This is a genomic window from Mycobacterium paraterrae, from assembly GCF_022430545.2.
Classification (GTDB): domain Bacteria; phylum Actinomycetota; class Actinomycetes; order Mycobacteriales; family Mycobacteriaceae; genus Mycobacterium; species Mycobacterium paraterrae.
The window spans coordinates 1,749,120-1,774,259 of the sequence record NZ_CP092488.2 but is presented as its reverse complement, the minus strand read 5'-3'; the positions used below and the strand labels follow the sequence as shown (position 1 = coordinate 1,774,259).

Sequence of the window (25,140 nt, the reverse complement as noted above, 5' to 3'; positions counted from 1 at the left end):
AGCCAGTGTGCCCGCCTTCGAGCGACAATGCGGCCACGATCGGCGACGGCACGGGCAGTTGTCGCTGCGAGGCGGGCACAGCGACCGTCGTCGCGGATGTGGCGTTTCACCGACGCGCTGCTGTGCGAGTGCTTAGCATCATGTCTCGATGAAGGTTCAGCCCGCCGCATTCCTGCGGACCACCCTGCCGCTGGATCTGTCGCGACTCGGCGACCTGGACAACGGTCGCTATCACTCGATCTGGCTGCCCGATCACATGGTCAGCTTCTGGCCGGACTCCATCTGGACACCCGAATTCACCGATCTGGCAACCGCTTCTCCGTCGCCGCATCGCCATCTGGACGGGCTGGCGGTGGCAGCCGCCGCCGCGGCGCTGACCCAGGACGTGCCGCTGGTCTCCGCAGTCGTTGACACCGTGCGTCGCCACCCGGCGATGCTGGCCCAGACCGCCCTGACCATCGATCACATCGCGGGTGGGCGGTTCGTCCTGGGACTGGGCAGCGGCGAGAGCGAGAACACGCTGCCCTACGGGTTCGACTTCGCCCGGCCTGTCGCCCGTTTCGAGGAGGCGCTGCGCGTGATCCGGTTGCTGTGGGACACCGACGGCCCGGTCGATTTCGAGGGACAGTTCTACCGGCTACACCACGCCCGCCTGGACACCGAGCCCTACGACGGCGCGCCGCCGCCGATCTGGATCGGGGCGAGCGGTCCGCGGATGCTCGACATCGCCGGCCGCTACGCCGACGGCTGGTGGCCGGCCGGCGCCTGGACGCCCGAGCAATACGCAGACATGCTCTCCGCTGTTCGCGTTTCTGCCGAGCGGTCCGGCCGTGATCCGATGGCGATCACGCCGTGCTTCATTCAGGTCTGCTTGATCGGCGAGGACGAGGCCGCGCTGGGTGACGTCCTGCAGGCACCGTTGGTCAAGGCTTTCCTGCTGCAGGTGTCGGCGGAGACGTTGCGCGACTTCGGGTTCGAACATCCCATGGGCCCGGGCTGGCGCGGCTTTCAGGACATCGACCCCGCAGTGCTGACCCGCGACCGGATCGTCGAGTTTTTGGCGAAGGTGCAGCCGGAAATGCTGCTGGCCCTGGTGCCGCACGGCACGCCGAAGCAGGTCGCCGCGACAATCAAGGCGTTTGTCGACGCCGGGCTGCGGGTTCCCAAGATCCTGGACTACAGCGCGATGGCCGGTCTCGCGCACGCCGCCTCCTCGGCGGCGAATGTCGTTGCCGCCGAAGACGAATTGCTGACGTTGTGCGGAGACGTTCGGTGATGCTGGACGCTGCTGAGCTGCTGGCCACCGCGACGGCCGAGACCGGCCTGAGCGACTACGGCGACCCCACTTTGCCGGAGCGCTTCGCGGAGGCCGTCGACCATCTCAACCGACTCGGGTTGGACGCCGCCGGTAGCGCCGCGGCCGCGGAGGTGTGCAGGTGGTTGCTGACCTCGCGGCTGGAGTTCCTCGAAGACCGCAACCGCTATCCGATCGCCGACGAGGTGATCGACGCGCCGATGTTCGTCACCGGTGAACCACGTTCGGGGACAACGCTGATGCACGCGCTGATGTCCGTCGACCCGGCCGCCCGGGCGCTGCGGTTTTGGGAAGTAATGTATCCATCGCCGCCGCCCGGGCTGACCGACGGCGACGATCCGCGACGGGCGCGCGCCGACGACGACTGGCGGGAGATCAACGCCAAGATGCCCAAGTGGCTGCGCAGTCATCCCTACAACGACATGCTTGGCGACGGCCTGCCCGAAGACGAACGCACCTGGGCCTTCGATTTTCGGGTGATGACGCCGACGGCGTGGTGGCGGGTTCCGATGCAGTCGCTGGTCGGCGGGCTTGCCACCGATGCGGCAGCCCAGTACCGGCTGCACAAGGACATGCTGCAGCAACTGCAATATCGCCGCCCGCCAAAGTACTGGGTGCTCAAGGGTTTTCACGGCTTCCGGCTCACGGAGATGTTCGACGCCTATCCCGACGCAACCCTGGTCTGGCTGCATCGCGACCCGGTCCAGGTCGCCGCGTCGCGCACGATGATGATGGCCGACATCGCCGACGGCATGGTCGGGACGGTCGATCTGCACGCCCTGGCCAAGATGCACCTCGAGTTGACCCGCGCCGGGGTCGCGAACACGATGAGCAACCCGATGGTCGACGACCCGCGGATCCTGCACGTCCGCTACAGCGACATTGTCGCCGATCAGGTTGACACCGTTCGGCGTTACTACGCGTTCAGCGGACGCGAACTCACCGCACCGGCCGGCGACGCCATGCGGCGCTACCTCGCCGAGAACCGCGGCGACCGGCACGGCAAATTCCGGTACTCGACGCAGCTGCTGGTCGACATCGGTGAGAATCTCGACGCGCTGCACGACGAATTCCGCCCGTTCCGTGAGCGATTCGGCGTCGAGATCGAGAACCGAGGATGACACACCAGCGGCTGTCGGTACACAACGTCACGTTCTACGGCGACTCCATCGCCGAATTGGAAGAGCATTGGGCCGACCTTGGTGTCAAGCGGCTGAGCGTGCTCGACAGCCAATTAGCGGATGTCTCAAAGCTGCTCCAGCACAACGAGTACACGGTCGAGGCCGTCTATCATCCCTTCGCCGACGCGGCCGCCCTCGATCGAGTGATCGACGCCGCCGCTGCAACCTCCGCCGCCACCGTGTACATGCTGACCGGCGGCCGAGACTCATTGACTTGGGAGCAAGCCGCGCAACGGTTTTGTGAACGGGTGGCGCCGTGTGTCGAGCACGCTCGGCAGGCCGGCGTCGCGTTGGCGATCGAAAACGCCTCGCCGCTCTATGCCGACCTGCATTTCGCGCACACGCTGCGCGACGCCGTGACACTGGCCGAAATGAGCGGGCTGGACGTCTGCATCGACATCTTCCACTGCTGGGCCGAGGGCGACATCGAGGAGGCGCTGCAGCGCGCGTTGCCACGAACACGGCTGATCCAGCTCAGCGATTACGTTCTCGGGGATCGGTCGCTACCCGGCCGTGCCGTCCCAGGCGACGGCACGATACCGATCGAATCGCTTGTGAGACAGGCGCTTGCCGGCGGCTACGCGCACGGCTTCGACCTGGAGCTGATCGGCCCGCGGATCGATGCGGAGGGCCGGCTGGAATCGGCCCGTCGCGCCTGTGCTGTCGTAGGAGCCATGCTCGACAGGCTGGGTGCGTGAGATGGCGTTCGGCGACTGCCCCGACGACGCCGCCCTGCAGGCGGCGTGGGATGCCTTCTGCGGCCAGCTGCGAAAAGCGGGCAACCAGGTGTTCAAGGACGCCAACGCCGCATCGGGTATCCAGCGCGTCGACGCGTTCCGCTTCCTCACCCAGAACCTCGGACAAGCTTTCGACCTAGCGCTGGAGACCCGCGACACCGGCTACCCCGCCCTGCACGAGTTCTGCGGTCCTACCCGCAAACTCGGCGGCGACTGTGGTGACTTCACTTACCAGCAGGCCTGGATCGACGGTCGCTCGACGTATCGGCTGACCGGCAGCCGGGGCACTGCCCGCTTCTTCAACGTCACCGTCCAAGGCCGTCGCACGCCCGGGCCCGGCACTCTGCACGAGCCGTTCGGCGACACGCCAGAGGCCAACATCACCCACCTCGACGTCGATGACGACGGACAGTTCGAGCTGATCGTCGGCGGCCCGCAACGCCCCGGCAACTGGCTGCCCACCACAGCCGAGTCGCGAAAGCTGTTCATTCGTCAGGGTTTCGACCGCTGGGACGAGAAGCCCGCGCAGATCCGGATCGAGCGGATCGACATGTCGGCGCCCAAGCCGCTGCCCACGCCCGAGGTGATGATCGAGGCGATGGACTGGGCCGGCGACTTCGTGACCGGGCTGATGACGGACTGGCCGGAGTTCCCGTTCCGGTACGGCGGCGTCAGCGCCGACCAGCCGAACACCTTTCCGCGCGTCGATTCCGACGGCGCCGACGCCAAACGCGGCCGGGCCGCAGCCAATATGTACTGGGAACTTGGTTCCGACGACGCGCTGATCGTCGAATTCGACGCCCACGACGGGCTGTGGATGCTGACCAACATGGGCGTCTTTTTCAACAGCATGGACTACCTCTACCGGCCGGTCACCTACACCCCGAGCCGCGCCGTCGTCGACGCCGACGGACGAATCCGGCTGGTTATGGCGCATCGTGATCCCGGGGTGCACAACTGGCTGGACACCCAGGGGTTCGAGCGCGGCAACCTGACCTACCGCCACATGCTGGAGGGCCAGCCCGCGGTGCTCAGCACCCGGGTCGTGCGCCATGACGAGCTGCCCGAAGCGCTGCCGGCCGACACCGCGATGGTCAACGAGACCCAGCGGGCCGCCGCGATGTGGGATCGATTCCGCGGCATCCGTCGCCGTTACGTCCTTTAGTGTCGAGGACCATGACCGACATCTCCGACGACGACCTGGTTGGCCTCTCCGAATTTGGCTTGCTGGCCGAGAACGCCGAGCAGGCCGGTGTCAGCGGTCCGCTGCCGGCGGTGCGGCGGGTCGAGGCCGACGGCATCAGCGCCCTGCAGTGGGGTTACGACTCGCCGCGGGTGGTGTTTTTGCACGGCGGCGGACAGAACGCGCACACCTGGGACACGGTGATCGTCGGGCTGGGCGTGCCGGCGCTGGCGGTCGACCTGCCTGGCCACGGTCATTCGGCGTGGCGCGAAGACGGTGACTACTCGCCCCAGCACAACGCCGCGGCCGTCAAGCCGGTGATCGAAGACCTCGCGCCCGAGGCCGAGCTGGTGGTGGGCATGTCGCTGGGCGGCCTCACCGCGATCGGGCTGGGTGCCATCGCGCCGCACCTGGTTCGCGAGCTCGTGCTGGTGGACGTCACCCCGTCGGCGTTGCGCCGTTACGCGGAGATGACCACCGAGCAACAGGGCACCGTCGCGCTGGTGGCCGGCGAACGAAACTTCCCGAGCTTCGAGGCGATCCTGGAGGTCACCACGGCCGCGGCGCCGCACCGCGACCGGAAATCGCTGCGGCGCGGGGTCTTTCACAATTCGCGCCGCCTCGACGACGGCAGCTGGACCTGGCGATATGACAGCATCCGCAAAGTACCGGATTTCGACGGTCTGTGGGAGGACTTCGCCGGCCTATCGGCGCCGGTCAGGCTGGTGCGCGGCGGTAACTCGCCGTTCGTCACCGACGAGGACGCCGACGAATTGGTCAGGCGGGCACAGCAATTCCGGGGGCTTGAGATCGTGGACAACTCCGGCCATTCCGTGCAGAGCGACCAGCCGTTGGCGCTGATCGACATCCTGCGCGGCGTCCTTGCGCGCTAACCACGCCGCGCGCCTACCGTGGGAGCCATGACTTCCTCCAGGCCGATCCGTATTGGTGTCCAACTTCAGCCCCAGCACTCCCCTGACTACCGCAACCTGCGCGACGCGGTGCGCCGATGTGAGGACATCGGCGTCGACATCGCCTTCAACTGGGACCACTTCTTTCCGCTGTACGGCGACCCCGACGGTGCACACTTCGAATGCTGGACCATGCTGGCGGCCTGGGCCGAGCAGACCTCCCGAATCGAGATCGGCGCGCTGGTGACATGCAACTCCTACCGCAATCCCGAACTACTGGCCGACATGGCCCGCACCGTCGACCACATCTCGGACGGCCGGTTGATTCTCGGCATCGGATCGGGTTGGAAGCAAAAAGATTACGACGAATACGGCTATGAGTTCGGGACGGCTGGCGGCCGCCTCGACGACCTCGCCGGCGCCCTGCCGCGGATCAACGACCGGCTGGCCAAGCTCAACCCGCCACCCACCCGCGACATCCCGATCCTGATCGGCGGCAAGGGGCCGAAGAAGACGCTGCGGTTGGTCGCCGAACACGCTGATATCTGGCACGGGTTCACCACGGTTGACAGCTACCCGCAGGCCGCCGAAGTGCTGGCCAAACACTGCGCCGCGGTGGGACGCGACCCCGACACCATCGAGCGTTCGGCGGGCGTCGACGTCGAGCACCTGCTGGACGACGCCGAAGGGCTGGTCGCGCTCGGGGTGACGCTGCTGACCGTCGGCGTTAATGGCCCCGACTACGTCCTGAGCGACGCCGAAGCGTTGTGCAGGTGGCGCGACAAAGCATGAGAGTTCGCGCGTCGAAACTTGTTGCGCTGCTGGGCATCATCCTGCTGACCTACAGCTTGGCCCCGCTCGCACCGGCCGTCGCGGACAACCAGATGTGCAAGCCGGTCGGGAAAGAAGGCGCGCGCCCGTTACCGGCAAATCTCGCCACCGACAAGCCCCAGGAGGCGGACACCCACACCACCCCCGATGTCGTGCCGCTGAACTCGGTGAACATCGACGCGCTGCACCTGCTCACACCTGGGACGTTGACGGTCGGCACCCAGCCCGGCGGCCCGCCGAGCAGCTGCCTGAACGGCGGCCGGTTCACCGGCTTCGACAGCGAGCTGTTGCGGGCGATCGCGGCCAAACTGGGCCTGCGCATCGTCTTCAACGGCACCGAGTTCTCGGCGTTGCTGGCGCAGGTCGCCGGTCGGCGCTTCGACGTCGGCTCGTCGTCGATCATCGCGACCGAAGGACGGCGCCGCACGGTCGGATTCACCAACGGCTACGACTTCGGTTACCTGTCGCTGATCGTGCCGGCCGGCTCGCCCATCCACGGCTTCGACGACCTGCACCCCGGGCAACGCATCGGCGCCATCCAGGGCACCGTCGAAGAGTCCTACGTCGTCGACACCCTGCACATCGAACCGGTCAAATTCCCCGACTTCACCACGCTCTATTCGTGCGTGAAGAACCACCAGGTCGACGCCTGGGTGGCGCCGGCCATGGAGGCGGCCAAAGTGATGAAGCACGGCGACGCCGCCGCCGTCGTCGGCTATACGTTCGGGCAGGGCACTTTCATCGCGTACGCGGTGGGCAAGGACAACCAGCCGCTGATCGACGCGCTCAACGCCGGGCTGGACGCGGTGATCGCCGACGGCACCTGGGCGCAGCTCTACACCGATTGGACACCGCGACCGCTGCCCTCCGGATGGAAGCCCGGATCGAAAGCGGCTGCGACGCCGCATCTTCCGGACTTCGCGGCGATCGCCGCGCGCAATCACCGGTCGATCGACAAGCCGCCGGCGCCGAAGTCGACCCTGACCCAGCTCAAGGAGTCGTTCTTCGACTGGGATCTCTACAGACAAGCGATCCCGGCGATGCTGACGACGGGGCTACCCAACACGCTGATCCTCACGATCAGCTCCGGCATCCTCGGGCTGGCGGTCGGGATGGTGCTGGCGGTGGCCGGTGTGTCGGGCATGCGCTGGCTGCGGTGGCCGGCGCGGATCTACACCGACATCTTCCGCGGTCTGCCCGAGGTGGTGATCATCCTGCTGATCGGACTCGGCATCGGTCCGATCGTCGGCGGGCTGACCCACAACAACCCCTATCCGCTGGGCATCGCGGCGCTGGGTCTGACGGCGGCGGCCTACATCGGCGAGATCTTCCGCTCCGGGATCCAGAGCGTCGAGCCGGGCCAGCTCGATGCCGCCCGCGCACTGGGATTGAGCTACCGGGCCTCGATGCGGCTGATCGTGCTCCCGCAGGCGATCCGGCGGGTGCTGCCGGCCCTGGTCAACCAGTTCATCGCGCTGCTGAAAGGGTCGGCGCTGGTGTACTTCCTGGGACTGATCGCCGGCCAGCGGGAGCTGTTCCAGGTCGGCCGCGACCTGAACGCGCAGACTGGCAGCCTCTCGCCGCTGGTCGCGGCCGGCATGTTCTACCTGCTGCTGACGATCCCGTTGACTCACCTGGTCAACGTGATCGACGAGCGGCTCCGGCACGGCAGACCGGACGATTCGCTGCCGCTGCCCGCCAGTCAGGAGATGGTATGACCAGCTCAGTGGCGTTGGAGGGCAAAGGCATTCACTTGTCTTTCGGCCGCAACAAAGTGCTGCGCGGCGTCGACATCGTCGCCCCGGCCGGCAACACCGTGGCAGTGATCGGGCCGTCGGGATCCGGGAAGTCCACCCTGTTGCGGGCGCTCAACCGGCTGAACGAACCCGACCAGGGTGACATTCTGCTCGACGGCCGATCGGTGCTGAACGACGATCCCGACTCCGTGCGGCAGCGGATCGGCATGGTGTTCCAGCACTTCAACCTCTTCCCGCACCTCAGCGTCCTGGACAACGTGATGCTGGCGCCGCGCAAGCTCAAGCGCCTCTCCGGTGACCAGGCCCGCGAGGCGGCCCTGGCCCAACTGGACCGGGTGGGCATGAAAAACAAGGCGGGATGCCAGCCCGGCGCCCTGTCGGGTGGTCAGCAGCAAAGAGTTGCGATCGCCCGCGCGCTCGCGATGGGGCCGCAGGTGATGCTCTTCGACGAAGTGACTTCGGCGCTGGATCCGGAGTTGATCAAAGGCATCTTGGCGCTGATCGCCGATCTGGGCTCGGAAGGCATGACGATGCTGGTCGTGACCCATGAGATGGCGTTCGCCAGGTCGACCTCCGACACCGTCGTGTTCATGGACCACGGCCAGGTGGTCGAGACCGGGCCACCGGAGCAGATCTTCGAGGCGGCCGGGACCGAGCGCCTGCAGCGCTTCTTGTCGCAGGTGTTGTAGCAGCAAAACCGGCAAAATCCAATTGTGGGCCGCTGACCAGCAGACAGGTTAGACTGTCGAACTATGGCGGAAACTGAAGCCACCGTGCCCGAGCTCACTGAGCTGGCGGAGGGGCTTCACCGTACGCTCTCCAAGTTGTTCTCGATCCTGCGCCGCGGCGATCCGAGTGCCGGCAAGGAAGCCGCCAACGACCTGACGCTGGCCCAGCTGTCGATCCTGGTGACCCTGCTGGACCGCGGCCCGATTCGGATGACCGATCTGGCCGCGCACGAGCGGGTTCGCACTCCCACGACGACGGTCGCGATCCGCCGGCTGGAGAAGATCGGGCTGGTGAAGCGTTCGCGCGACCCGTCTGACCTGCGTGCCGTGCTTGTTGATATCACCCCGCGCGGCCTGGCCGTGCATCGCGAGTCGCTGAGCAACCGAATCACCGCGCTCGTGAGCCTGCTCAGCCAACTCAACGAATCTGAGATCGACGCGCTGACGAAGGCGCTGGCTCCGCTGGAGCGGCTGGCCGCCAGCGAATCAGTCACCACCCCGGCCGGTGCCGCCAACGGGGACGCCACCGCGTAAAGCGTTGCCGCTCAGCCCTTAAGCTGGCGGGCATGCCGACAGCACTCATCACCGGTGCCAGCCGCGGGATCGGCGCGGCCATCGCCGACGCCCTGGCACCCACCCACACCTTGATCCTGGCCGGACGCCCGTCGCGCGCACTCGAGGCGACCGCGGAGCGCCTCGGGGCCACCGCGTTGGCGCTCGACCTCACCGACACCGACTCGATCACCGGGGCCACCGGCGGCATCGACGAGCTCGACGTACTGGTGCACAACGCCGGGGTGTCGATCCCGGGTCCCGTCGCGGAGTCGGAAATCGACGATTGGCGTACCACCTTCGAGGTCAATGTGCTTGGCGCAGTGGCGGTTACGCTTGCAGTCCTGCCGGCGCTGCGCCGCGGCGATGGTCAGGTGGTGTTCATCAACTCCGGCGCGGGCCGCACCCCGTCGCAGAACATGGCGTCGTACTCCGCCAGCAAGTTTGCGCAGCGCGCGTTCGCCGACTCGCTGCGGCTGAGCGAGCCGACGCTGCGGGTCACCACCGTCTACCCTGGCCGCACCGACACCGACATGCAACGGGAGTTGGTGTCGTTCGAAGGAGGCGATTACGACGCGGGCAAGTTCTTGCGCGCCGAAACGGTCGCAGCGGCAGTGGCCCAGGCGGTCAACACCCCACCCGACGGCCACCTGCACGAGGTGATCCTCCGGCCTCGTTGACCCGCCTCCCTCGAAACAGAAGCTAGGTCTGCGATTCACGCGCATCACGACCCTGGCGTCTAGTTCACGCCAAGCGGGTGGCTAGCTGGCTGACGACGGCGGCCCGACGGCGACTAGCGCGGGATCGACCTGCGCGACCGGGACCAGCCTGCCGCGTTCGCGAATGAGAAGCTTTGTGACAGTTGAGGGTTCGTTGGGCCGCTGCTCGTCGGCCGGTCGATCCACCTGGGCGACAACGGCCGCATCGCCGTCCTGGAGAGGGTAATCCCGGTAGGTCCCAGGCGGGTCGATCTGAGTCCACCCCGCGCCGCTCAGCTCCCACACCCCGCCATCCTCGGTAGGCTCCGAAGGACTCGCCGGACAGACGTCGGCACTACCGGTGGCCCGCAGCGACCCCTGCGGCGTCCACCACAGCGCGTCGCTCGTATTGCCGTAGAAATAGGGCCGTGCTGTGAGGTCGAACGTCTGTGGAAGGTCGGCAACGGGTCGGCCGGTGGCAGCGTCGAACACGGTGGCTTGGCGCTCGGTGCACTGTGCGGATCCTGACGCCTTACCCGATTCCACGGCGAAACGCGTTCCGTCCGGGCTGAATATCGCGTTCGCCACGGAGTGACCGGGTGGCTGATCGAGATCGCGGACGGCCCCTTTGGCGTCGGCGAGGAACAGATGGCCGGCGTGGTACAGCACGATGCGCCCGTGGCCGGCGCCGATCACGTTTCCGGTGAAGTACTGCTCGTTGACCGGAGACAATTCGCGGTCCGACGGCCGCGTCGGCAGCTCCAGTGTGCGCAAGACGCTGGGCATCGGATCGGGTCGACTGAGGTCCAGCTGCATCAGGGTGATGTGTCCGTCGGCCGGATCCGTCGCGGTCGGGTCTTGCCACACCACGACGCTGCCATCCAGCGCAAACGGCGTAGTCGGCCGCCCCGGTTCTTGCTTGCCCGATCGTGACCGAGCCGCAATGGCCACTTCGCGGATCTGCCGGGTCGCTGTATCCACCCACACCAACTCGGCGTGGATGTCGCCGCCGTCGTAGGGATACCGGCCGGCCTGCTCGTCGCTGAAGCGCGCGAATGCGTACCGGCCGTCTGGGGTGAAGGCCGGTGCGCTGGCGCTGGTGAATCTCCGCGCACCGATTTGTCTGGTCCACCTGGCGATGGTTGTCGCGTGCCACGCCAGAGTGAACGTCTCTTCGCCAGGCCGAAACCACGGTGTGGACCGCGAAGTGCCGTAGGCGATCAGCGACCCGTGCCCCTCAGATTGCGTCGACGGGCGATTCGCATGACATGCGTTGGCTGTCAGCACAAGTGCGCCCACCGCGGCGATTACCACCCTGCTTCGACGTCTCACTCATGCAGCGTACGGCCACGATCCCGACGCCCAACTCGCGAATTTCGCAGGCCTCAACCGCGAACAGAAGTCAGGGCTGTGCTTTTCGACCCGATCACGACCACAGCTTCTGTCTCGCGAGCAGGCGAGGACGAGGCGGACTAGACGACGAGGTTGACCATTTTCCCGGGGACCACGATCACCTTCTTCGGGGTGGCTCCGGCCAGAAACGCCTGCACCTTCTCGTCGGCCAGCGCCGCGGTCTCCACCGCTTCGGCATCGGCGTTGGCCGACACCGTAATTCGGCCGCGGACCTTGCCGTTGACCTGGACCGGATACTCGACGGTGTCGTCGACCAGGTAGTCGGGATCAGCCACCGGAAACGGGCCGTGGGCAAGCGATTTCGGATGGCCGAGCCGCTGCCACAGCTCTTCGGCCAGGTGCGGCGCCACCGGTGCCAGCATTAGCACCAGCGGTTCGACCGCGGCCCGCGGCGCCGCGTCACGGTGTTGCTTGGTCAGGTGGTTGGTGTACTCGATCAGCTTGGCCACCGCCGTGTTGTTACGCAGTGCCGCATAGTCTTCCGAGACGCCGGCGATGGTTCGATGCAGCAGGCGCAGTGTGTCGGTGTCGAGCGCGTCATCGGCGGGCCGGGCCTCGCCGGTGTTCTCGTCGACCACCAGCCGCCACACGCGCTGCAGGAACCGCTGTGCGCCGACGACATCCTTGGTGGCCCAGGGACGTGACGCCTCGATCGGGCCCATCGACATCTCGTACACCCGCAAGGTGTCGGCGCCGTAGTCGTCACACATCTCGTCGGGTGAGATCGAGTTTTTCAGGCTCTTGCCGATCTTGCCGAATTCCTGGAAGACCTCGATCTCGCCGTCGGGCCCCGGGTAGAAGAATTTCCCACCGCGCTCGACGACATCCGCGGCCGGCACGTACGCACCGCGCGAGTCGGTGTAGGCGAAAGCCTGGATGTAGCCCTGGTTGACCAGTCGCCGGTAGGGCTCGCGGGAGCTGACATGGCCGAGGTCGTAGAGCACCTTGTGCCAGAACCGCGAATACAGGAGATGCAGCACCGCGTGCTCCGCGCCGCCGACGTAGAGGTCGACGCCGCCAGGATCGTCCGGGCCGTGCTCGGCAGGCCGCGGCCCCATCCAGTAGGCCTCGTTTGCCCTGTCGCAGAACCGATCCGGGTTGTGCGGATCGGTGTAGCGCAGCTCGTACCAGGAGCTACCGGCCCACTGCGGCATCACGTTGGTATCGCGGGCGTAGGGCTTGAGCCCGTCACCGAGATCAAGCTCGACGTGGACCCAGTCCGTGGCCTTGCCCAACGGCGGCGAGGGCTCGCTGTCAGCGTCGTCAGGATCGAACAGCACCGGCGAATAATCCGGGACGTCCGGCAGTTCGACCGGGAGGTCGGCGTCGTCGAGTGCGTGCGCGCGTCCGTCGCTGTCGTAGACAATCGGGAAGGGCTCTCCCCAATAGCGCTGGCGCGCGAAAAGCCAGTCCCGCAGCTTGTATTCGACGCGGCCGCGGCCATGGCCCTCTGATTCCAGCCGGGCGATGATCGCTTCCTTGGCCGCCGTGACGTCGAACCCGTTGAGGTAGTCCGAGTTCACCAGCACACCGTCCCCAGTGTACGCGGCCTCGGAAACGTCGCCGCCCGCAATCACTTCGACGATCGGCAGGCCGAATTCGCCGGCGAATTCCCAGTCGCGCTGGTCGTGTCCGGGGACCGCCATGATCGCTCCGGTGCCGTACCCGGCCAGCACGTAGTCCGCGATGAAAATCGGAACCTGCTTGCCATTCGCCGGGTTGGTGGCGTACGCGCCCAGGAAGACGCCGGTCTTGGTCTTGTTCTCCTGCCGCTCGAGATCGGACTTCGCGGCGATCGCCTTCCGATAAGCGGCGACGGCCTGCACGGGGGTGTCCGCGCCGTAGGTCCAGTGCGGCTCGACGCCGTCGGGCCACTGCGCCACGACCAGTTTGTCGACCAATTCGTGTTCGGGCGCTAGCACGAGATACGTTGCGCCGAAGAGGGTATCCGGCCGGGTGGTGAAAACCTCGATATCCCCGGCCCGCGACGAGAACAACACGGCGGCTCCCGTGGAGCGGCCGATCCAGTTGCGCTGCATCGTCTTGACCTTCTCCGGCCAGTCCAGCACGTCGAGGTCGTCGAGCAAGCGATCAGAGTAGGCGGTGATTCGCATCATCCACTGCCGCAACCGCTTTCGGAAGACTGGGAAGTTGCCGCGCTCACTGCGGCCGTCGGCGGTGACCTCTTCGTTGGCCAGCACGGTGCCCAGGCCCGGGCACCAGTTGACCATCGAGTCGGACTGGTAGACCAGCCGGTGTCCGTCGATCACGTCGGCGCGCTCACCCGTCGACAGTTCCGCCCAGGACCGACCGTCATCCAATTGGCGCGCGCCCGAGTCGAACTCGGCGATCAGCTCTGCGATCGGTCGGGCCTTGCCCGCCGAGGTGTCGAACCAGGCGTTGTAGATCTGCAGGAAAATCCACTGGGTCCACTTGTAGAAGTCGACGTCGGTAGTGGAGAAGCTGCGACGGTTGTCGTGACCGAAGCCCAGCCGCCCCAACTGACGCCGGAAGTTGACGATGTTGGCTTCGGTGCGAGTGCGGGGGTGGGTACCGGTCTGCACCGCGTACTGCTCGGCGGGCAGACCGAAGGCATCGAACCCCAACGCGTGCAGCACGTTACGGCCCAGCATCCGGAAGTAGCGCGCGTAGACGTCGGTGGCGATGTAGCCGAGCGGATGGCCGACGTGCAGTCCCTCCCCCGAAGGGTAGGGAAACATGTCCTGGACGAACATCTTGTCGTCGGGAACAGGTGAGCCGTCCGTCGGCGCCAGCGAACCGACCGGGTTGGGCACGTTGAAGGTCCCCAGCCGGGTCCAGGTGTCCTGCCAGTTCTGTTCGATGCGGCCGGCCAGGTCCGCGGTGTAGCGGTACCGCGGCGCGTCGGGGTCGGAGTCGGTCACGCTCAACAGGTTATAAGGGCGTCGTCGCGCGACCCGCCGACCACCGACGGTCTCGGTTGGATTGCAGACCGATCAGGGCTTCATTCCAGGTGTGTCAAAGGTCGGTTGCGGTGCTAGGGCCCGCCGCTTACCCCTGGTTACAGTCGCTTTCTGCGACGAACGACCCGGGCATTCTCGGAAGGACCACCCATGACGCACATGTCCCGTAGCTGGCGAGCGACGGTCGCAGGCCTGGCCGTCGGCGCCGCCGGCGTGCTGGGAATCGCCAGCCCCACCGCCTCGGCCGACCCGGTGTTCCCTCCGCGCCCCGTTCCGGCGCCGGCGCCGGCGCCGCAAGCCGTCCCCGGTGCCCTGGGCAATCCTGGAGCGCTGGGCAACCCGATGCCGGGCCTGGCGCCGCAGGCCGTTCCTCCCGCCGCGCAGCTGCCCGCGCCCCAAGGCGTGCCGCCCGTTGCCGCACCGGCTGCGGCCGCGCAGCCGCCCGCGCCACAAGCCGTGCCGCCGGGGCTGACACCAGCCACGTCGGGAACGCTGCGCGACTTCTTCAACGGCAAGGGCGTCAAGATGGAGCCCCAGAAAGCGCCCGGCTTCAACGCGCTCGACATCGTCCTGCCGGTGCCGCAGGGATGGACGCAAGTGCCCGACCCCAACGTGCCCGACGCGTTCGTCGTGATCGCCAACCGCCGGAGCCCCAGCCTCTACACCCCGAACGCCCAACTGGTGGTGTACCGACTGGTCGGTGATTTCGATCCGCATGAGGCCATCACCCACGGCTTCATCGACAGCCAGCAGCTGCCGGCCTGGCGCAACACCGATGCCTCGCTGGCCGACTACAACGGCTCCCCGTCGTCGCTGATCGAGGGCACCTACCGGCAGAACGAGATGACGCTGAACACCTCCCGGCGCCACGTGATCGTCACGTCGGGCCCGGACAAGTACCTGGTCTCGCTGGCCGTGACGACCGAAGCCGGTGGCGGAGTCGGCGAGGCACAGGCCACCGACGGCATCGTCAACGGCTTCCGGGCCGGCGCACCCGGCTCCAATCAACCCGCGCCACCGGCTCCGGCGGCCGCTCCGGCACCGGCGCCCGCCGCGCCTCCCGCCGCAAGCGCACCCCCGCAGGCGCTGGCTCACTAACAACCGGACGCTGCGCCAGACCCGGACGCCTCGTATGGTGTCCCCATGCTCATCGCGGGAGTGCTGTGCGTCTGCACGGCGGTGGTGTTGGCCGTACTCGGCATGCGGTCGCTGACCCGTCCCGCCGTCACCGGCACCGCCGCAGCGGTGATGAAGTCCGTCGCGCCGCCGCAACTCGCCGCCGCGACCATGCTTGCCGTCGCCGGAGCGGTGGCCCTGGCCGCACCGCCCGCCAGCGCGCTGACCGTGGTCTGCGTCTGCGTCGTCGGTGCGATCGGAACCGTCGCTGCCGGGTCGTACCAGACCGCCCGCTTCGCGCTGCGCCAGGAGGAAGCCTCCGCGGCCAGTTGTGGTGGGGCGTGCGCCGCCTGCACGTTGGCCTGCCACTGAGCGATGCTCAAGAAGCTTTCGGCGCTGCCGATTGACACTTTTCTGCTGGCCATGGCCGCCACCGTCGCGCTGGCGGCGCTCTTCCCGGCCCGCGGAGCCTTCGCCGACTTCATGTCGGTGGCCGCCAAAGTTGTTATCGCGCTGCTGTTTTGGCTTTACGGCACCCGGCTGTCGCCCCAGCAGGCCTGGCAAGGTGTCAAGCGCTGGCAGCTGCACCTGCTGGTGCTCGCCACCACCTTCGTGCTCTTCCCCTTGCTCGGACTCGCCTGCCGGGCCCTGGTGCCCTGGCTGCTGAACACCGACCTGTACAACGGGCTGCTGTTTTTGTGCCTGGTCCCGTCGACCGTGCAGTCGTCGATCGCGTTCACCTCGATCGCCCGCGGCAATGTTTCGGGAGCGCTGGTCAGCGCGTCGCTGTCGAACATCGTCGGGATCGCGCTGACCCCGCTGTTGGTGGTGCTGCTGATGAACACCCGCGGCGGGGCCCACATGGACGCCAGCGCCGTCCGAGACGTCTTTGTGCAATTGCTGCTGCCGTTCGTGGTGGGACAGCTGATGCGGCCCTGGATCGCCGACTGGGTGCTCGGGCACGCGGCGCTGACCAAGATCGTCGACCGCGGTTCGATCCTGCTGGTCGTCTACATCGCGTTCTCGATGGGCATCGTCGAGCACATCTGGGCCAGCGTCGACCCGTGGAAGCTGGTGGCCGTCGCGGTGGTGAATACCGTGCTGTTGGCACTGGTACTGAGCTTCACCGGCATGCTCGGGCGGCTGGTGGGCCTGGACCGCGGCGACCGGATCGTGTTGCTGTTCTGCGGGTCGAAGAAAAGTCTGGCTTCGGGTCTGCCGATGGCGCTGGTGTTCTTTCCCGCCGCGACGGTCGGCGTGATCATGCTGCCGCTGATGATCTTTCACCAGATCCAGCTGATCGTGTGCTCGGTGATCGCGAGCAGGCTCTCCCGCGGCGAAGAACCCGCCGCGGTGGCAGCCGCCTAGTAAACCCTAGTTACGGCTGACGTCGATCGGGTGAGTGGCCAGCATCGACAGCGGCTGGGGTTGACGGCGCAACACCCGACCCCACAGGTCCACCCGCGGTTCGACCAGCACGTCAGATGGCAACGCCGACAGGACAATCCAGTCGTCGCGTTCGATCTCGCCCTCGAGTTGGCCGATCGTCCAGCCGGAGTAACCGGCAAAGATACGGACGCCTTCGACGGCCGGTGCGATCTCCTCGGGGTCGGCATCGAGGTCGACCATCGCCATTCGGCCGGCCACATGGCGCAGGCCGGGCACGTCGTCGGCCACCGAGCCGACCCGCAGCACCGCCAGGCACAGCGCCGCGTCGCGCTTGACAGGGCCGCCGATGAACATCGTCTTGGGCTTAGACGCGAGTCCGGCCCACTGCGGCAGAACGTTGTAGACGGCGGTCTCGCTCGGCCGGTTCAGCACGACGCCCAGCGTTCCGCCGTCGTTGTGCTCGACGATGTAGATCACACTGCGACGAAACGTCGGCTCGAGCAGGTCCGTATTAGCCAGAAGCAAAGTGCCCGCTCGCACACGTTGTGCGGCAGGGGCAATGAAATCCTCTGGGTCTTCGGACTGCGCCACCCATCCATCATGGCATCCGGGCCCGACCGCTGTGGTCAACAAGTGGGGCGGTGGGGCAGATATTTGTAGTGTTGTAACAGGCGCCGTCAATGCCAGGCCAATGGAAGCAGGATCAGTGACTCATCCGCGTGCGCCGTTGGCCGTCTGGCGTTCGGTGCGGGCACTGCCCGACTTCTGGCGACTGCTCGAACTGCGACTCGCGAGCCAATTCGGCGACGGCCTCTTTCAAGCCGGCCTGGCCGGCGCGCTGCTGTTCAATCCCGAGCGGGCGTCCAGCCCGCTGGCCATCGCGGGCGCGTTCGCGGTGCTGTTCCTGCCCTATTCTCTGCTCGGCCCGTTCGCCGGGGCGCTGATGGACCGCTGGGATCGTCGGCTGGTGCTGGTGTCGGCCAACGTCGGCAGGGTGGTGTCGGTGGCGCTGGTGGGACTGTGTCTTGCAGTGGGCGCTCGCGACTCGCTGGTGCTGTGCGGCGCCCTGGTGGTCAACGGGCTGTCCCGGTTCGTCTCGTCCGGCATGTCGGCGGCGCTGCCGGACGTGGTACCGCGCGAGCAGGTTGTGACGATGAACTCGATCGCCACGGCGGTGGGCGCCGTCGCGGCGTTTCTCGGCGCCAACTTCATGCTGGTGCCACGCCAGCTGCTCGGCACGGGCGACAGCGGGGCCGCGTCGACCATCTTCCTGGTCGTCGTCCCGCTGATGATTGCGCTGCGCCTCTCGCTGCGGTTCGCGGACCGCGTGCTGGGGCCCGACGACACCCAACGAGCGATCCACGGGTCGGTCCCATACGCCGTCGTCACCGGGTGGGTGCACGGGGTGCGGACCGTGCTGGACCGGCCGACCGTCGCGGCGACGCTGTCGGGTCTGGCCGCGCACCGGATGGTGTTCGGAATCAACTCGCTGCTGGTACTGCTACTGGTGCGCGGCAGCGACCCCGCCGCGGCCGCCGCGCTTGGCAGTGCGCTGCTGTTCGTCGCCGCAGCCGGCGCCGGATCGTTTCTGGCCAACCTGGTGACGCCGGTGGCGGTGCGCCGTTGGGGCCGCTACGCGACGGCGAACGGAGCGTTGGCAATTGCCGCTGCGCTCGAGCTCGCCGGGATCGGGCTACAGCTGTGGGTGCTGGTGACGTGCGGGTTCCTGCTCGGCGGGTTCGGCCAGGTCGTCAAGTTATGCGCCGATACCGCGATACAGATCGACGTGGACGACGCGCTGCGCGGACACGTGTTCGCCGTGCAGGATTCGTTGTTCTGGGTGTCGTTTATAGCGGCGATCACGCTGGCGGCCTGCGTGATTCCCGCCAACGGGCACTCCCCGGCGCTGGTCGCGGCCGGCAGCGTCGTCTACCTCGGCGGCCTGGCGGCACACTCCCTCATCGGCCGCACGGCGAATCGTTAAAGTACGCCAATGGCCGACCTTTCCCAGATCGTCGACGACCTGCGCGCCGAAAGCGACGAACTCGACGCGCTGGTCACCTCGCTGGCCGAGGACCGCTGGAGTACGCCCACGCCGGCCGAAGGCTGGACCATCGCCCATCAGATTGGGCATCTGCTGTGGACCGATCGCGGGGCGTTGGTGTCGGTCACCGACGCCGACGCCTTCGCCGACATCGTCAAGACGGCGCTCGACGACCCGATTGGCTTCGTCGACGCCGCGGCCGAGGAGTTGGCGGCCGTCCCGCCGGCGGAGCTGCTGGCCGAGTGGCGGGTCACCCGCTCCGAATTGCACGACGCGCTACTCACCGTCGAGGACGGGCGCAAGCTGCCGTGGTTCGGCCCGCCGATGAGCGGATCGTCGATGGCCACCGCGCGGCTGATGGAGACCTGGGCGCACGGCCTCGACGTCGCCGACGCGTTAGGCGTGACGCGAACCCCGACGGCGCGACTGCGATCCATCGCCCACATCGGTGTGCGGACCCGCGACTTCGCGTTCGTCATCAACGAGCTGACACCACCGGGTGAGCCGTTCCGGGTGGAGTTGCGTGCACCCGACGGCGACGTGTGGACGTGGGGACCGGCCGACGCCGCGCAACGGGTGACCGGGTCGGCCGAGGATTTCTGCTTCCTGGTCACGCAGCGACGGCCGCTCGGTGAGCTTGACCTACACGCGTTCGGGGACGACGCCGCTCGGTGGCTGCCGATCGCGCAGGCCTTCGCCGGGCCGCCCGGCGGGGGTCGATGAGCGCGTAGCGCGAAGAGAGGCCCCGCCGCGTCAACCTGAGCGGGGGTCGATGAGCGCGTAGCGCGAAGAGAGGCCCCGCCGCGTCAACCTGAGCGGGGGTCGATGAGCGCGTAGCGCGAAGAGAGGCCCCGCCGCATCAACCTGAGCGGGGGTCGATGAGCGCGTAGCGCGAAGAGAGGCCCCGCCGCCGCGGCGCTACTTCAGCCGCACCAGGCGAGCCCGTCCGGGCGCCGGCGGCGCGCCGTCGGCTACCAACGCGCTTTCCACCGCCTCCTTGTACGGGGTCAGGCCGCCTGCGGGTTTAGCGATGACGTCGTCGATGTCGTGTTCGAGGGCGACGTTGTTGCTGTGCAACGACTCCACCAGCGGGCGTGCCAACCCGGACCGGATCGGTGTCACGAGCCCGACCCACCAGCTGGCGATCGAAGGGGTCAACAACGGCAGCGGGATGATCACGCGGGGCCGCAGACCGGCGGCCTGCGCGTAGATCTGCATCGCTTCGCCGTACTCCAGGACATCGGGCCCTCCGATGTCCCACGTCCGCGATTCGGGCAAGTCTGCCTCCGCCGCCTCGGCCAGGTAATGCAGAACATCGTCGATGGAGATCGGCTGGATGGTGTTGCGGACCCATTTCGGCGTCGTCATGACCGGAAGCCGATTGGTGAGGTAACGAATCATCTCGAACGACGCCGATCCCGCGCCGATGACGATCCCGGCCTGAAGCACCATCGTCTCGACTCCGGACTTGATCAACGTCTCCCCGACCGCCACCCGGGACCGCAGGTGTGTCGAAAGTCCATCGCTGGGGTGCAGCCCGGACAGATAGACGATCCGCCGTACGCCGCTGGCTTTCGCCGCGGACGCCACGTTGTGCGCGGATCGCTGCTCCTCGGACTCGAAATCCTTCGCCGAGCCCATCGAGTGCACCAGGTAATAGACGACGTCGACCCCGCTGAACGCGGCTTCGAGTGAACCCGCGTCGGCAAGGTCGCCGCGCACCACCTCGACGCGCTCGCGCCATGCGGCGTGCTTCAGCTTGTCAGGTTTGCGAGCCAATGCGCGGACTTGATGTCCGCGGTCGAGAAGCACGGGCACGAGGTGCCCTCCGACGTATCCCGTGGCACCGGTTACGAGCACTCGGCCGCCGCCCTGTGATCCCACCATTGCCTGCCTTTCGCGCGGACCTGGTCCTTGAAGTTGCATCGTCACACGGGGCGAAACGTCACATGGGGCAATCCCCAGGACGGCTGTGCCGGAAGTCCCCGAGGTCGTGGTGCCTGGCCGAGTGCCGCAACCCGAGACATGAATAATGTGTTTACTACTGAACTCGCGGTTCATTTACCCGCCGGGCGACGGGACTAAACCGGCGGCGCTTCGTGCGAGACTGCGCTGACCTCGGCTCCGGTAGGCTCACCGCTCGTTATGGGTGACGCGTTGGTGGTCTTGCCGCGGGAGCTGACCGAGATCGGCGACGAGGTGCGCGCAGCTCCTCCGCCGCCCACGCCGGTGCTGACCGAGCCCTATGCGCTGCGGCCCGTCGACCCGGACGCCGACGCCGCGATGATCTCGCGATGGATGAACATGCCGCACCTAGTGGAGGCGTGGGAGTCGGACTGGTCTCCGGCGCGGTGGCGCGACTATCTGCGCGCGCAGTGCGCCGGCACTTACTCACGTCCGTTCGTCGGCAGCATGAACGGCGAAGACAGCGGCTACGTCGAGGTGTATCGCGCCGCGAAGGATTCGATCGCGACCCGCTACGACGCCGACCCCTACGACGTCGGTCTGCACGCCGCGATCGCCGAACTGTCGATCGTCAACAAGGGGCTCGGGCCGTTTCTGCTGCCGCGCATCGTCGCGAGCGTGTTCGAGGTCGAATCACGTTGCCGCCGAATCATGTTCGACCCCGATCACCGCAACACCGCGGCGCGCCGACTGTGTGAATACGCCGGCTGCACGTTCCTCGGCGAGCACGACATGAGCAACAGGCGCATGGCGCTTTACGCGTTGCCGCGCACCCCGGAAGACGTGCCTGCAGCCCGCTAGCCGCCGGTCAGCTCGTGGTAGCCGTCGTAGTCGGGTTTCATTGCGGCGGCTACCAATTCCCACAGCACCTCGTCGGTCCCGCCGCCGACGCGGGCCAGCTTCATGTCCCGCCACCATCGGCCCAGCGGTGTCTCGTCGACCAGGTATCCCGATCCACCGAAGATGTGCATGCATTCCGACAGCACCTCTTCACCGAGGCGCGCGGCGGTGACCTTCACGGCGGCCGCGGCCCGCAGGTCAAGGCGGCCCTGCGCCGCAATACCGTTGAGGCCGTGGCGAAGTAGATCCACTCGCGACTGCAGGTCGGCCATCCGCAACCGCAGCGCCTGGTGCTCGAACAGCGTCGCGCCGAACTGGCGGCGCTCGACCATCCTGGCGTGGGTGATACCCAGCACCCGCTGGCATCCGCCGGCGACCTGGCCCGCGATCGACATCCGTTCGTGCGCGAGACCCCACGAGATCGCGGCCAAACCCGTTCCGGCGCGGGCGATCAGCGCATCGGCCGGCACCCAGGTGTCGATGTGCACCGCAGCGGTGTCCAGCGGACCGGCACCGACCTTGCGGTAGGGCGCCTGGACCTCGGTCTGCGCCAGCGGGACGGCGATCAGCAACACATTGCCGTGCCGGCTGGCGGAGTCGTCGTCGACGCCCCGTCCGACCACCATCACGTAGTCGGCCACCGGCGATAGCGAAACAAACTTCTTGATGCCCTTGACCTCGAAACCGCCTCGGGCAGAACGTACTTCGGTCTCACAGATCTGCAGGTCCGAACCGCCCGATTCCTCCGAGGCACCGATGCACAACACCGCCTCGCCGCGGATGGCTCGTTCGGCAATGTCCCTGAGGTAGTCCGAGCGGGCGAACCGGCGCAAGATGGCGATCGCGGAATCGTGCAAGCTGATGCCGACGCCGATGCCGGCCGAACCCAGCTTGCCCAATTCGAGCGCAAGTGCGACGAGCTTGGCCACGTCCGGGTGCTGGCCGTTCAGCCACTTCTGCGCGAAAACGCCCCGCTGGCCCAGATGCTCGATCAGGTGGCGCGGAAACCGTTCGCTCTCTTCGGCTTCCGCGGTCCACTTGGCGACGTCCTCGTCGAAGACGTTGGCGAGCAGCCCCCGGTAGTCCTCGATGCTCAGCTCGTCGGTCATACGGTGGCCGCCGACAGGTTACGTTTCACTTCGAGCCGTCGGAGCTTCCCCGAAGAAGTGCGCGGCAACGTGCCGGGTCGGACGAAGACCACGCTGGCGGGCACGATGCCGCACTCCGAGGCCACCTTCGCCACGAGTTCGCTTCGGGCGCCTGCCTCGTCGGGACCACGGAACTCAGCGGTGATGACGAGGCCGGGACGGGTCGCGTCGGCGTCGTTGCCGACCGCGACCACGGCACCTTCACGCACGCCGCGAATCTCGGCGGCGACCCGTTCGATCTCGGCGGGAAACACGTTGCGGCCGGCGACAGTGATGAGCTCCTTGACCCGCCCGCAGACCACCAGGCCGTCATCGGTGAGGTAGCCCAGGTCGCCGGTCGGGAACCACGCCCCCGGCTCGAGCGGGGTGTCGCCGAGGTAACCGGACATCATTGAGGTGCCACGGATCTCGATCTCGCCGACGTCGCGCCCGGGCACGTCGACGCTGCGGTCGGGCGCCTCGCTGATCCGGACTTCCATACCGGTGATCGGCTCACCCAGGCAGGCATGGCGCCGCGGTTCTGTGCCGCCTGAGGCGACATCGTCGTACCGTAGGCCGCGACCCGGAGCCGGAACGGTCACCGCACACGTGGATTCGGCCAGCCCGTACGAGGGCGCCAGCGCACCGGCGTCGAACCCGAACGGGCGCAACGCATTCGCGAATCGCTCCATGCCGGCGCAGTCGACCGGCTCACCGCCGTTGATGGTGAACCGGACGCGGCCGAGGTCCACGTCGGACACCAGTCGGGCGTATTTGCCGATCATGCTGTAGGCCATGTTAGGCGCGGCGGTCAGCGACATTCCGCTTTCACTGAGCCAGCGCAGCCAGCGGAACGGTGACGCGGTGAAGGCCGACGTGGGTGCCAGCCAGACCGGTGTCATCCCGAGTGCGCCGCTCAGCAGGAACGTCAGCCCCATGTCGTGGTAGAGCGGCAGCCAGGTACACCCGCCGTCGACCGCCGGGTCGACGCCGATGCGGGCGAGAAGCCCATTGACGTTGGCCAGCACCGCTTCTGGGGACAGCTGGGCGGTGCGCGGTGTTCCGGTGGAGCCGGCAGTTCCCTGCAGGATCGCCGGTGTCCCGGCGGCGGCTTCGACTGGGCTGAACGCGGTGGACGGTTCGTGCGCGACGGTCGTCAGGTCGAGAACGGTGGGTCCGTGACCCTCGGGGAGCCCGCTCAACAACGTGAACTCGTCGCCGTGGCTGAACACCGTGCGCACGCCGATCCCGGTGAAGCGGGCTAGCGTCGCCTGGGCCCACTGTCGCGGGTCGGCGCCGCGAACCGGCCCCGGCAGAATCGAGACACTCTGACCGGCCAGCCAGGCGGCCTGGATCGCGGCGACGAAGTCGGCGGTCGGCTCGCCGACCAGCCCGACCGCGCCGAGCCTGGGTTGGTCCAGGATGCGGGTGGCGATGCCCTCCGCGCGGGCGTGCACCTGCGACCAAGGCCGCCGCGTCCAAGCATCGGCGTCTTTGTCGAAGACGACCAGGTCGTGAGCTGAGGTGCGCATCGCCCGGGACAAGGCGGTGGCCAGCACGCTCACCGGCCGACCGGGACCTTTGCCCGGATGACGTTCTCCAGGTCGCCGACGGTGTCGCAGCCCAGTAGCTCTTGCTCGTTGACCACGACGCCGAGCTTGTCCTCGATGGCGACCATGCCCACCGCGAACGCAACCGAGTCCAGGCCCACGTCGTCGACCAACCGGGACTCCGGGGTCACGCGGCTGACGTCGATGTTGAGGTCGTCGCGCAGGATCTCGATCAGGGCGGCGCCCACCGAGTCCGGGCCCGACACGTCGGAAGTCATGGGCCGTCACAGTACCGGGCAGCCGGCCCGGACAGGGGCCTACGTCGTTGGCGCTACGGCGCTGGCCGCGTCGGCGGCGCCATCCCCGTCGGTGTCGGTGAGTTTGACGTCCCATCGGCCGTCGCCGTCGGTGTCCACATAACCGGTCACGCCGTCGGCGCTGGGAAGCAGCGCGCGGTCGGCCAGGCCGTTGCCGTCGCTGTCCAGCAGCCGCACCTGGTGGCCGGCGTCGAAGTCGGTCAGCGGTCGGCCGGTGTGCTCGACGCCGTCGAGCCCGAACCAGCGCAGACCGGTCGTGGTTCGCGCCGGCCGGTCGGCGGCGACGGCCCACGTCCCGGTGCCGTCGTCGGTGAAATAGCGTTCGGTGGGACCGTTGACGTCGAGAACGGCGTGATCGGCGACGCCGTCACCGTCGAGGTCGGCCAGCGCATCGTCGGCCAGTCCGTCGTGGTCGAAGTCCAGCCCGACCGCATCGAGCCGGCCGTCGCCGTCGAGGTCGAGATCAGGCCCGCGGTCCCACATGGTCGCTGCGCCGTCACCGGCGCTCAGGCAATACTCCATACCCGATCTGACGGCGTCCGCG

The 25,140-nt window shown here is 67.6% G+C and carries 24 protein-coding genes; 16 read left to right on the top strand and 8 right to left on the bottom strand.

All coding sequences use genetic code 11. The features are described from left to right. Positions 1-148: 148 nt before the first annotated feature. The 10 genes from MKK62_RS08485 (at position 149) to MKK62_RS08440 (ending at position 9,875) form a co-directional block, all read left to right on the top strand. A complete protein-coding gene (locus tag MKK62_RS08485; protein ID WP_240261501.1) occupies positions 149-1,276 on the top strand; it encodes an LLM class flavin-dependent oxidoreductase in 1,128 nt (375 codons plus the stop codon). Beyond that, complete coding sequence (locus MKK62_RS08480) at positions 1,276-2,436, top strand: sulfotransferase family protein (RefSeq protein ID WP_240261502.1); 1,161 nt, start codon at positions 1,276-1,278, stop codon at positions 2,434-2,436. The genes MKK62_RS08485 and MKK62_RS08480 overlap by 1 nt, the downstream gene beginning before the upstream one ends. After that, positions 2,433-3,194, top strand: a complete 762-nt coding sequence (locus tag MKK62_RS08475; protein WP_240261503.1) for a sugar phosphate isomerase/epimerase family protein — start codon at positions 2,433-2,435, stop codon at positions 3,192-3,194. Before MKK62_RS08480 ends, MKK62_RS08475 begins: the two co-directional genes overlap by 4 nt. Before the next feature lies 1 nt (position 3,195). Continuing rightward, complete coding sequence (locus MKK62_RS08470; protein ID WP_240261504.1) at positions 3,196-4,398, top strand: DUF1214 domain-containing protein; 1,203 nt, start codon at positions 3,196-3,198, stop codon at positions 4,396-4,398. A gap of 11 nt (positions 4,399-4,409) precedes the next feature. Next, entirely contained in the window at positions 4,410-5,309 is a 900-nt protein-coding gene (locus tag MKK62_RS08465) for an alpha/beta fold hydrolase (protein ID WP_240261505.1), read from the top strand. A gap of 27 nt (positions 5,310-5,336) precedes the next feature. Then, positions 5,337-6,119: an LLM class F420-dependent oxidoreductase gene (locus MKK62_RS08460; protein WP_240261506.1), complete on the top strand. Its 783-nt coding sequence runs from the start codon at positions 5,337-5,339 to the stop codon at positions 6,117-6,119. Beyond that, positions 6,116-7,876: an ABC transporter substrate-binding protein/permease gene (locus tag MKK62_RS08455; protein WP_240261507.1), complete on the top strand. Its 1,761-nt coding sequence runs from the start codon at positions 6,116-6,118 to the stop codon at positions 7,874-7,876. The genes MKK62_RS08460 and MKK62_RS08455 overlap by 4 nt, the downstream gene beginning before the upstream one ends. Further along, positions 7,873-8,604, top strand: coding sequence for an amino acid ABC transporter ATP-binding protein (locus MKK62_RS08450; RefSeq protein ID WP_240261508.1), 732 nt, complete (start codon positions 7,873-7,875; stop codon positions 8,602-8,604). Before MKK62_RS08455 ends, MKK62_RS08450 begins: the two co-directional genes overlap by 4 nt. A 63-nt stretch (positions 8,605-8,667) precedes the next feature. Then, positions 8,668-9,177 (top strand): MarR family winged helix-turn-helix transcriptional regulator, encoded by a 510-nt coding sequence (locus MKK62_RS08445; RefSeq protein ID WP_240261509.1) that lies wholly within the window; start codon positions 8,668-8,670, stop codon positions 9,175-9,177. Between the two features lie 32 nt (positions 9,178-9,209). Continuing rightward, positions 9,210-9,875: an SDR family oxidoreductase gene (locus MKK62_RS08440; protein WP_240261510.1), complete on the top strand. Its 666-nt coding sequence runs from the start codon at positions 9,210-9,212 to the stop codon at positions 9,873-9,875. Positions 9,876-9,956: 81 nt separating this feature from the next. On the opposite strand, the gene MKK62_RS08435 is transcribed toward MKK62_RS08440, so the two are convergent. Beyond that, positions 9,957-11,225, bottom strand: a complete 1,269-nt coding sequence (locus tag MKK62_RS08435; protein WP_240261511.1) for a hypothetical protein — start codon at positions 11,223-11,225, stop codon at positions 9,957-9,959. 140 nt (positions 11,226-11,365) lie between these two features. Beyond that, on the bottom strand, positions 11,366-14,218 hold the full coding sequence (gene leuS / locus MKK62_RS08430; protein ID WP_240264236.1) for a leucine--tRNA ligase: 2,853 nt from the start codon (positions 14,216-14,218) through the stop codon (positions 11,366-11,368). 180 nt (positions 14,219-14,398) lie between these two features. Here leuS and MKK62_RS08425 point away from each other — a divergent pair, with 180 nt between their 5' ends. Genes MKK62_RS08425 through MKK62_RS08415 form a run of 3 tightly spaced genes read left to right on the top strand, consistent with a single transcriptional unit; the run spans position 14,399 to position 16,732 of the window. Beyond that, a complete protein-coding gene (locus tag MKK62_RS08425) occupies positions 14,399-15,346 on the top strand; it encodes an LpqN/LpqT family lipoprotein (protein ID WP_240261512.1) in 948 nt (315 codons plus the stop codon). A gap of 45 nt (positions 15,347-15,391) precedes the next feature. Beyond that, complete coding sequence (locus MKK62_RS08420; protein WP_240261513.1) at positions 15,392-15,736, top strand: hypothetical protein; 345 nt, start codon at positions 15,392-15,394, stop codon at positions 15,734-15,736. Positions 15,737-15,739: 3 nt separating this feature from the next. Then, complete coding sequence (locus tag MKK62_RS08415; protein ID WP_240261514.1) at positions 15,740-16,732, top strand: bile acid:sodium symporter family protein; 993 nt, start codon at positions 15,740-15,742, stop codon at positions 16,730-16,732. A gap of 6 nt (positions 16,733-16,738) precedes the next feature. Here the strand turns inward: MKK62_RS08415 and MKK62_RS08410 are convergent, their stop codons facing one another. Beyond that, a complete protein-coding gene (locus tag MKK62_RS08410) occupies positions 16,739-17,344 on the bottom strand; it encodes a YqgE/AlgH family protein (RefSeq protein WP_240261515.1) in 606 nt (201 codons plus the stop codon). A gap of 100 nt (positions 17,345-17,444) precedes the next feature. Here MKK62_RS08410 and MKK62_RS08405 point away from each other — a divergent pair, with 100 nt between their 5' ends. Together MKK62_RS08405 and MKK62_RS08400 are read left to right on the top strand one after the other, a co-directional pair. Then, positions 17,445-18,737 carry an MFS transporter gene (locus tag MKK62_RS08405; protein WP_434085042.1) on the top strand — a complete coding sequence of 431 codons (1,293 nt, stop codon included), beginning with the start codon at positions 17,445-17,447 and terminating at the stop codon, positions 18,735-18,737. A 9-nt stretch (positions 18,738-18,746) separates the two neighbouring features. Continuing rightward, on the top strand, positions 18,747-19,520 hold the full coding sequence (locus MKK62_RS08400) for a TIGR03084 family metal-binding protein (protein ID WP_240261517.1): 774 nt from the start codon (positions 18,747-18,749) through the stop codon (positions 19,518-19,520). 195 nt (positions 19,521-19,715) lie between these two features. Here MKK62_RS08400 and MKK62_RS08395 read toward each other — a convergent pair whose 3' ends face one another. Then, positions 19,716-20,684 (bottom strand): NAD(P)H-binding protein, encoded by a 969-nt coding sequence (locus tag MKK62_RS08395; RefSeq protein ID WP_240261518.1) that lies wholly within the window; start codon positions 20,682-20,684, stop codon positions 19,716-19,718. A gap of 258 nt (positions 20,685-20,942) precedes the next feature. On the opposite strand from MKK62_RS08395, the gene MKK62_RS08390 reads away from it, so the two are divergent. After that, positions 20,943-21,563, top strand: coding sequence for a GNAT family N-acetyltransferase (locus MKK62_RS08390; protein ID WP_240261519.1), 621 nt, complete (start codon positions 20,943-20,945; stop codon positions 21,561-21,563). Here the strand turns inward: MKK62_RS08390 and mbtN are convergent. From mbtN to MKK62_RS08370, 4 genes are read right to left on the bottom strand one after another with little or no spacing between them, the layout of a single operon-like run. Beyond that, the gene (mbtN, locus tag MKK62_RS08385) at positions 21,560-22,711 is read right to left on the bottom strand and encodes a mycobactin biosynthesis acyl-ACP dehydrogenase MbtN (protein ID WP_240261520.1); all 1,152 of its coding nucleotides are present in this window, start codon (positions 22,709-22,711) and stop codon (positions 21,560-21,562) included. The genes MKK62_RS08390 and mbtN overlap by 4 nt on opposite strands. Then, entirely contained in the window at positions 22,708-24,294 is a 1,587-nt protein-coding gene (gene mbtM, locus MKK62_RS08380; protein WP_240261521.1) for a long-chain-fatty acid--ACP ligase MbtM, read from the bottom strand. Before mbtM ends, mbtN begins: the two co-directional genes overlap by 4 nt. Beyond that, positions 24,291-24,557 (bottom strand): acyl carrier protein, encoded by a 267-nt coding sequence (locus MKK62_RS08375; RefSeq protein WP_240261522.1) that lies wholly within the window; start codon positions 24,555-24,557, stop codon positions 24,291-24,293. The genes mbtM and MKK62_RS08375 overlap by 4 nt, the downstream gene beginning before the upstream one ends. Before the next feature lie 39 nt (positions 24,558-24,596). Beyond that, positions 24,597-25,118 (bottom strand): pullulanase, encoded by a 522-nt coding sequence (locus MKK62_RS08370; protein ID WP_240261523.1) that lies wholly within the window; start codon positions 25,116-25,118, stop codon positions 24,597-24,599. Positions 25,119-25,140 lie beyond the last annotated feature (22 nt).

Bases quoted from the DNA above. Each gene is read 5' to 3' on its own strand.
- MKK62_RS08485 (WP_240261501.1), top strand. From the start codon at position 149: ATGAAGGTTCAGCCCGCCGCATTCCTGCGGACCACCCTGCCGCTGGAT.
- MKK62_RS08480 (WP_240261502.1), top strand. From the start codon at position 1,276: ATGCTGGACGCTGCTGAGCTGCTGGCCACCGCGACGGCCGAGACCGGC.
- MKK62_RS08475 (WP_240261503.1), top strand. From the start codon at position 2,433: ATGACACACCAGCGGCTGTCGGTACACAACGTCACGTTCTACGGCGAC.
- MKK62_RS08470 (WP_240261504.1), top strand. From the start codon at position 3,196: ATGGCGTTCGGCGACTGCCCCGACGACGCCGCCCTGCAGGCGGCGTGG.
- MKK62_RS08465 (WP_240261505.1), top strand. From the start codon at position 4,410: ATGACCGACATCTCCGACGACGACCTGGTTGGCCTCTCCGAATTTGGC.
- MKK62_RS08460 (WP_240261506.1), top strand. From the start codon at position 5,337: ATGACTTCCTCCAGGCCGATCCGTATTGGTGTCCAACTTCAGCCCCAG.
- MKK62_RS08455 (WP_240261507.1), top strand. From the start codon at position 6,116: ATGAGAGTTCGCGCGTCGAAACTTGTTGCGCTGCTGGGCATCATCCTG.
- MKK62_RS08450 (WP_240261508.1), top strand. From the start codon at position 7,873: ATGACCAGCTCAGTGGCGTTGGAGGGCAAAGGCATTCACTTGTCTTTC.
- MKK62_RS08445 (WP_240261509.1), top strand. From the start codon at position 8,668: ATGGCGGAAACTGAAGCCACCGTGCCCGAGCTCACTGAGCTGGCGGAG.
- MKK62_RS08440 (WP_240261510.1), top strand. From the start codon at position 9,210: ATGCCGACAGCACTCATCACCGGTGCCAGCCGCGGGATCGGCGCGGCC.
- MKK62_RS08425 (WP_240261512.1), top strand. From the start codon at position 14,399: ATGACGCACATGTCCCGTAGCTGGCGAGCGACGGTCGCAGGCCTGGCC.
- MKK62_RS08420 (WP_240261513.1), top strand. From the start codon at position 15,392: ATGCTCATCGCGGGAGTGCTGTGCGTCTGCACGGCGGTGGTGTTGGCC.
- MKK62_RS08415 (WP_240261514.1), top strand. From the start codon at position 15,740: ATGCTCAAGAAGCTTTCGGCGCTGCCGATTGACACTTTTCTGCTGGCC.
- MKK62_RS08405 (WP_434085042.1), top strand. From the start codon at position 17,445: ATGGAAGCAGGATCAGTGACTCATCCGCGTGCGCCGTTGGCCGTCTGG.
- MKK62_RS08400 (WP_240261517.1), top strand. From the start codon at position 18,747: ATGGCCGACCTTTCCCAGATCGTCGACGACCTGCGCGCCGAAAGCGAC.
- MKK62_RS08395 (WP_240261518.1), bottom strand. From the start codon at position 20,684: ATGGTGGGATCACAGGGCGGCGGCCGAGTGCTCGTAACCGGTGCCACG.
- MKK62_RS08390 (WP_240261519.1), top strand. From the start codon at position 20,943: ATGGGTGACGCGTTGGTGGTCTTGCCGCGGGAGCTGACCGAGATCGGC.
- mbtN (WP_240261520.1), bottom strand. From the start codon at position 22,711: ATGACCGACGAGCTGAGCATCGAGGACTACCGGGGGCTGCTCGCCAAC.
- MKK62_RS08375 (WP_240261522.1), bottom strand. From the start codon at position 24,557: ATGACTTCCGACGTGTCGGGCCCGGACTCGGTGGGCGCCGCCCTGATC.
- MKK62_RS08370 (WP_240261523.1), bottom strand. From the start codon at position 25,118: ATGGAGTATTGCCTGAGCGCCGGTGACGGCGCAGCGACCATGTGGGAC.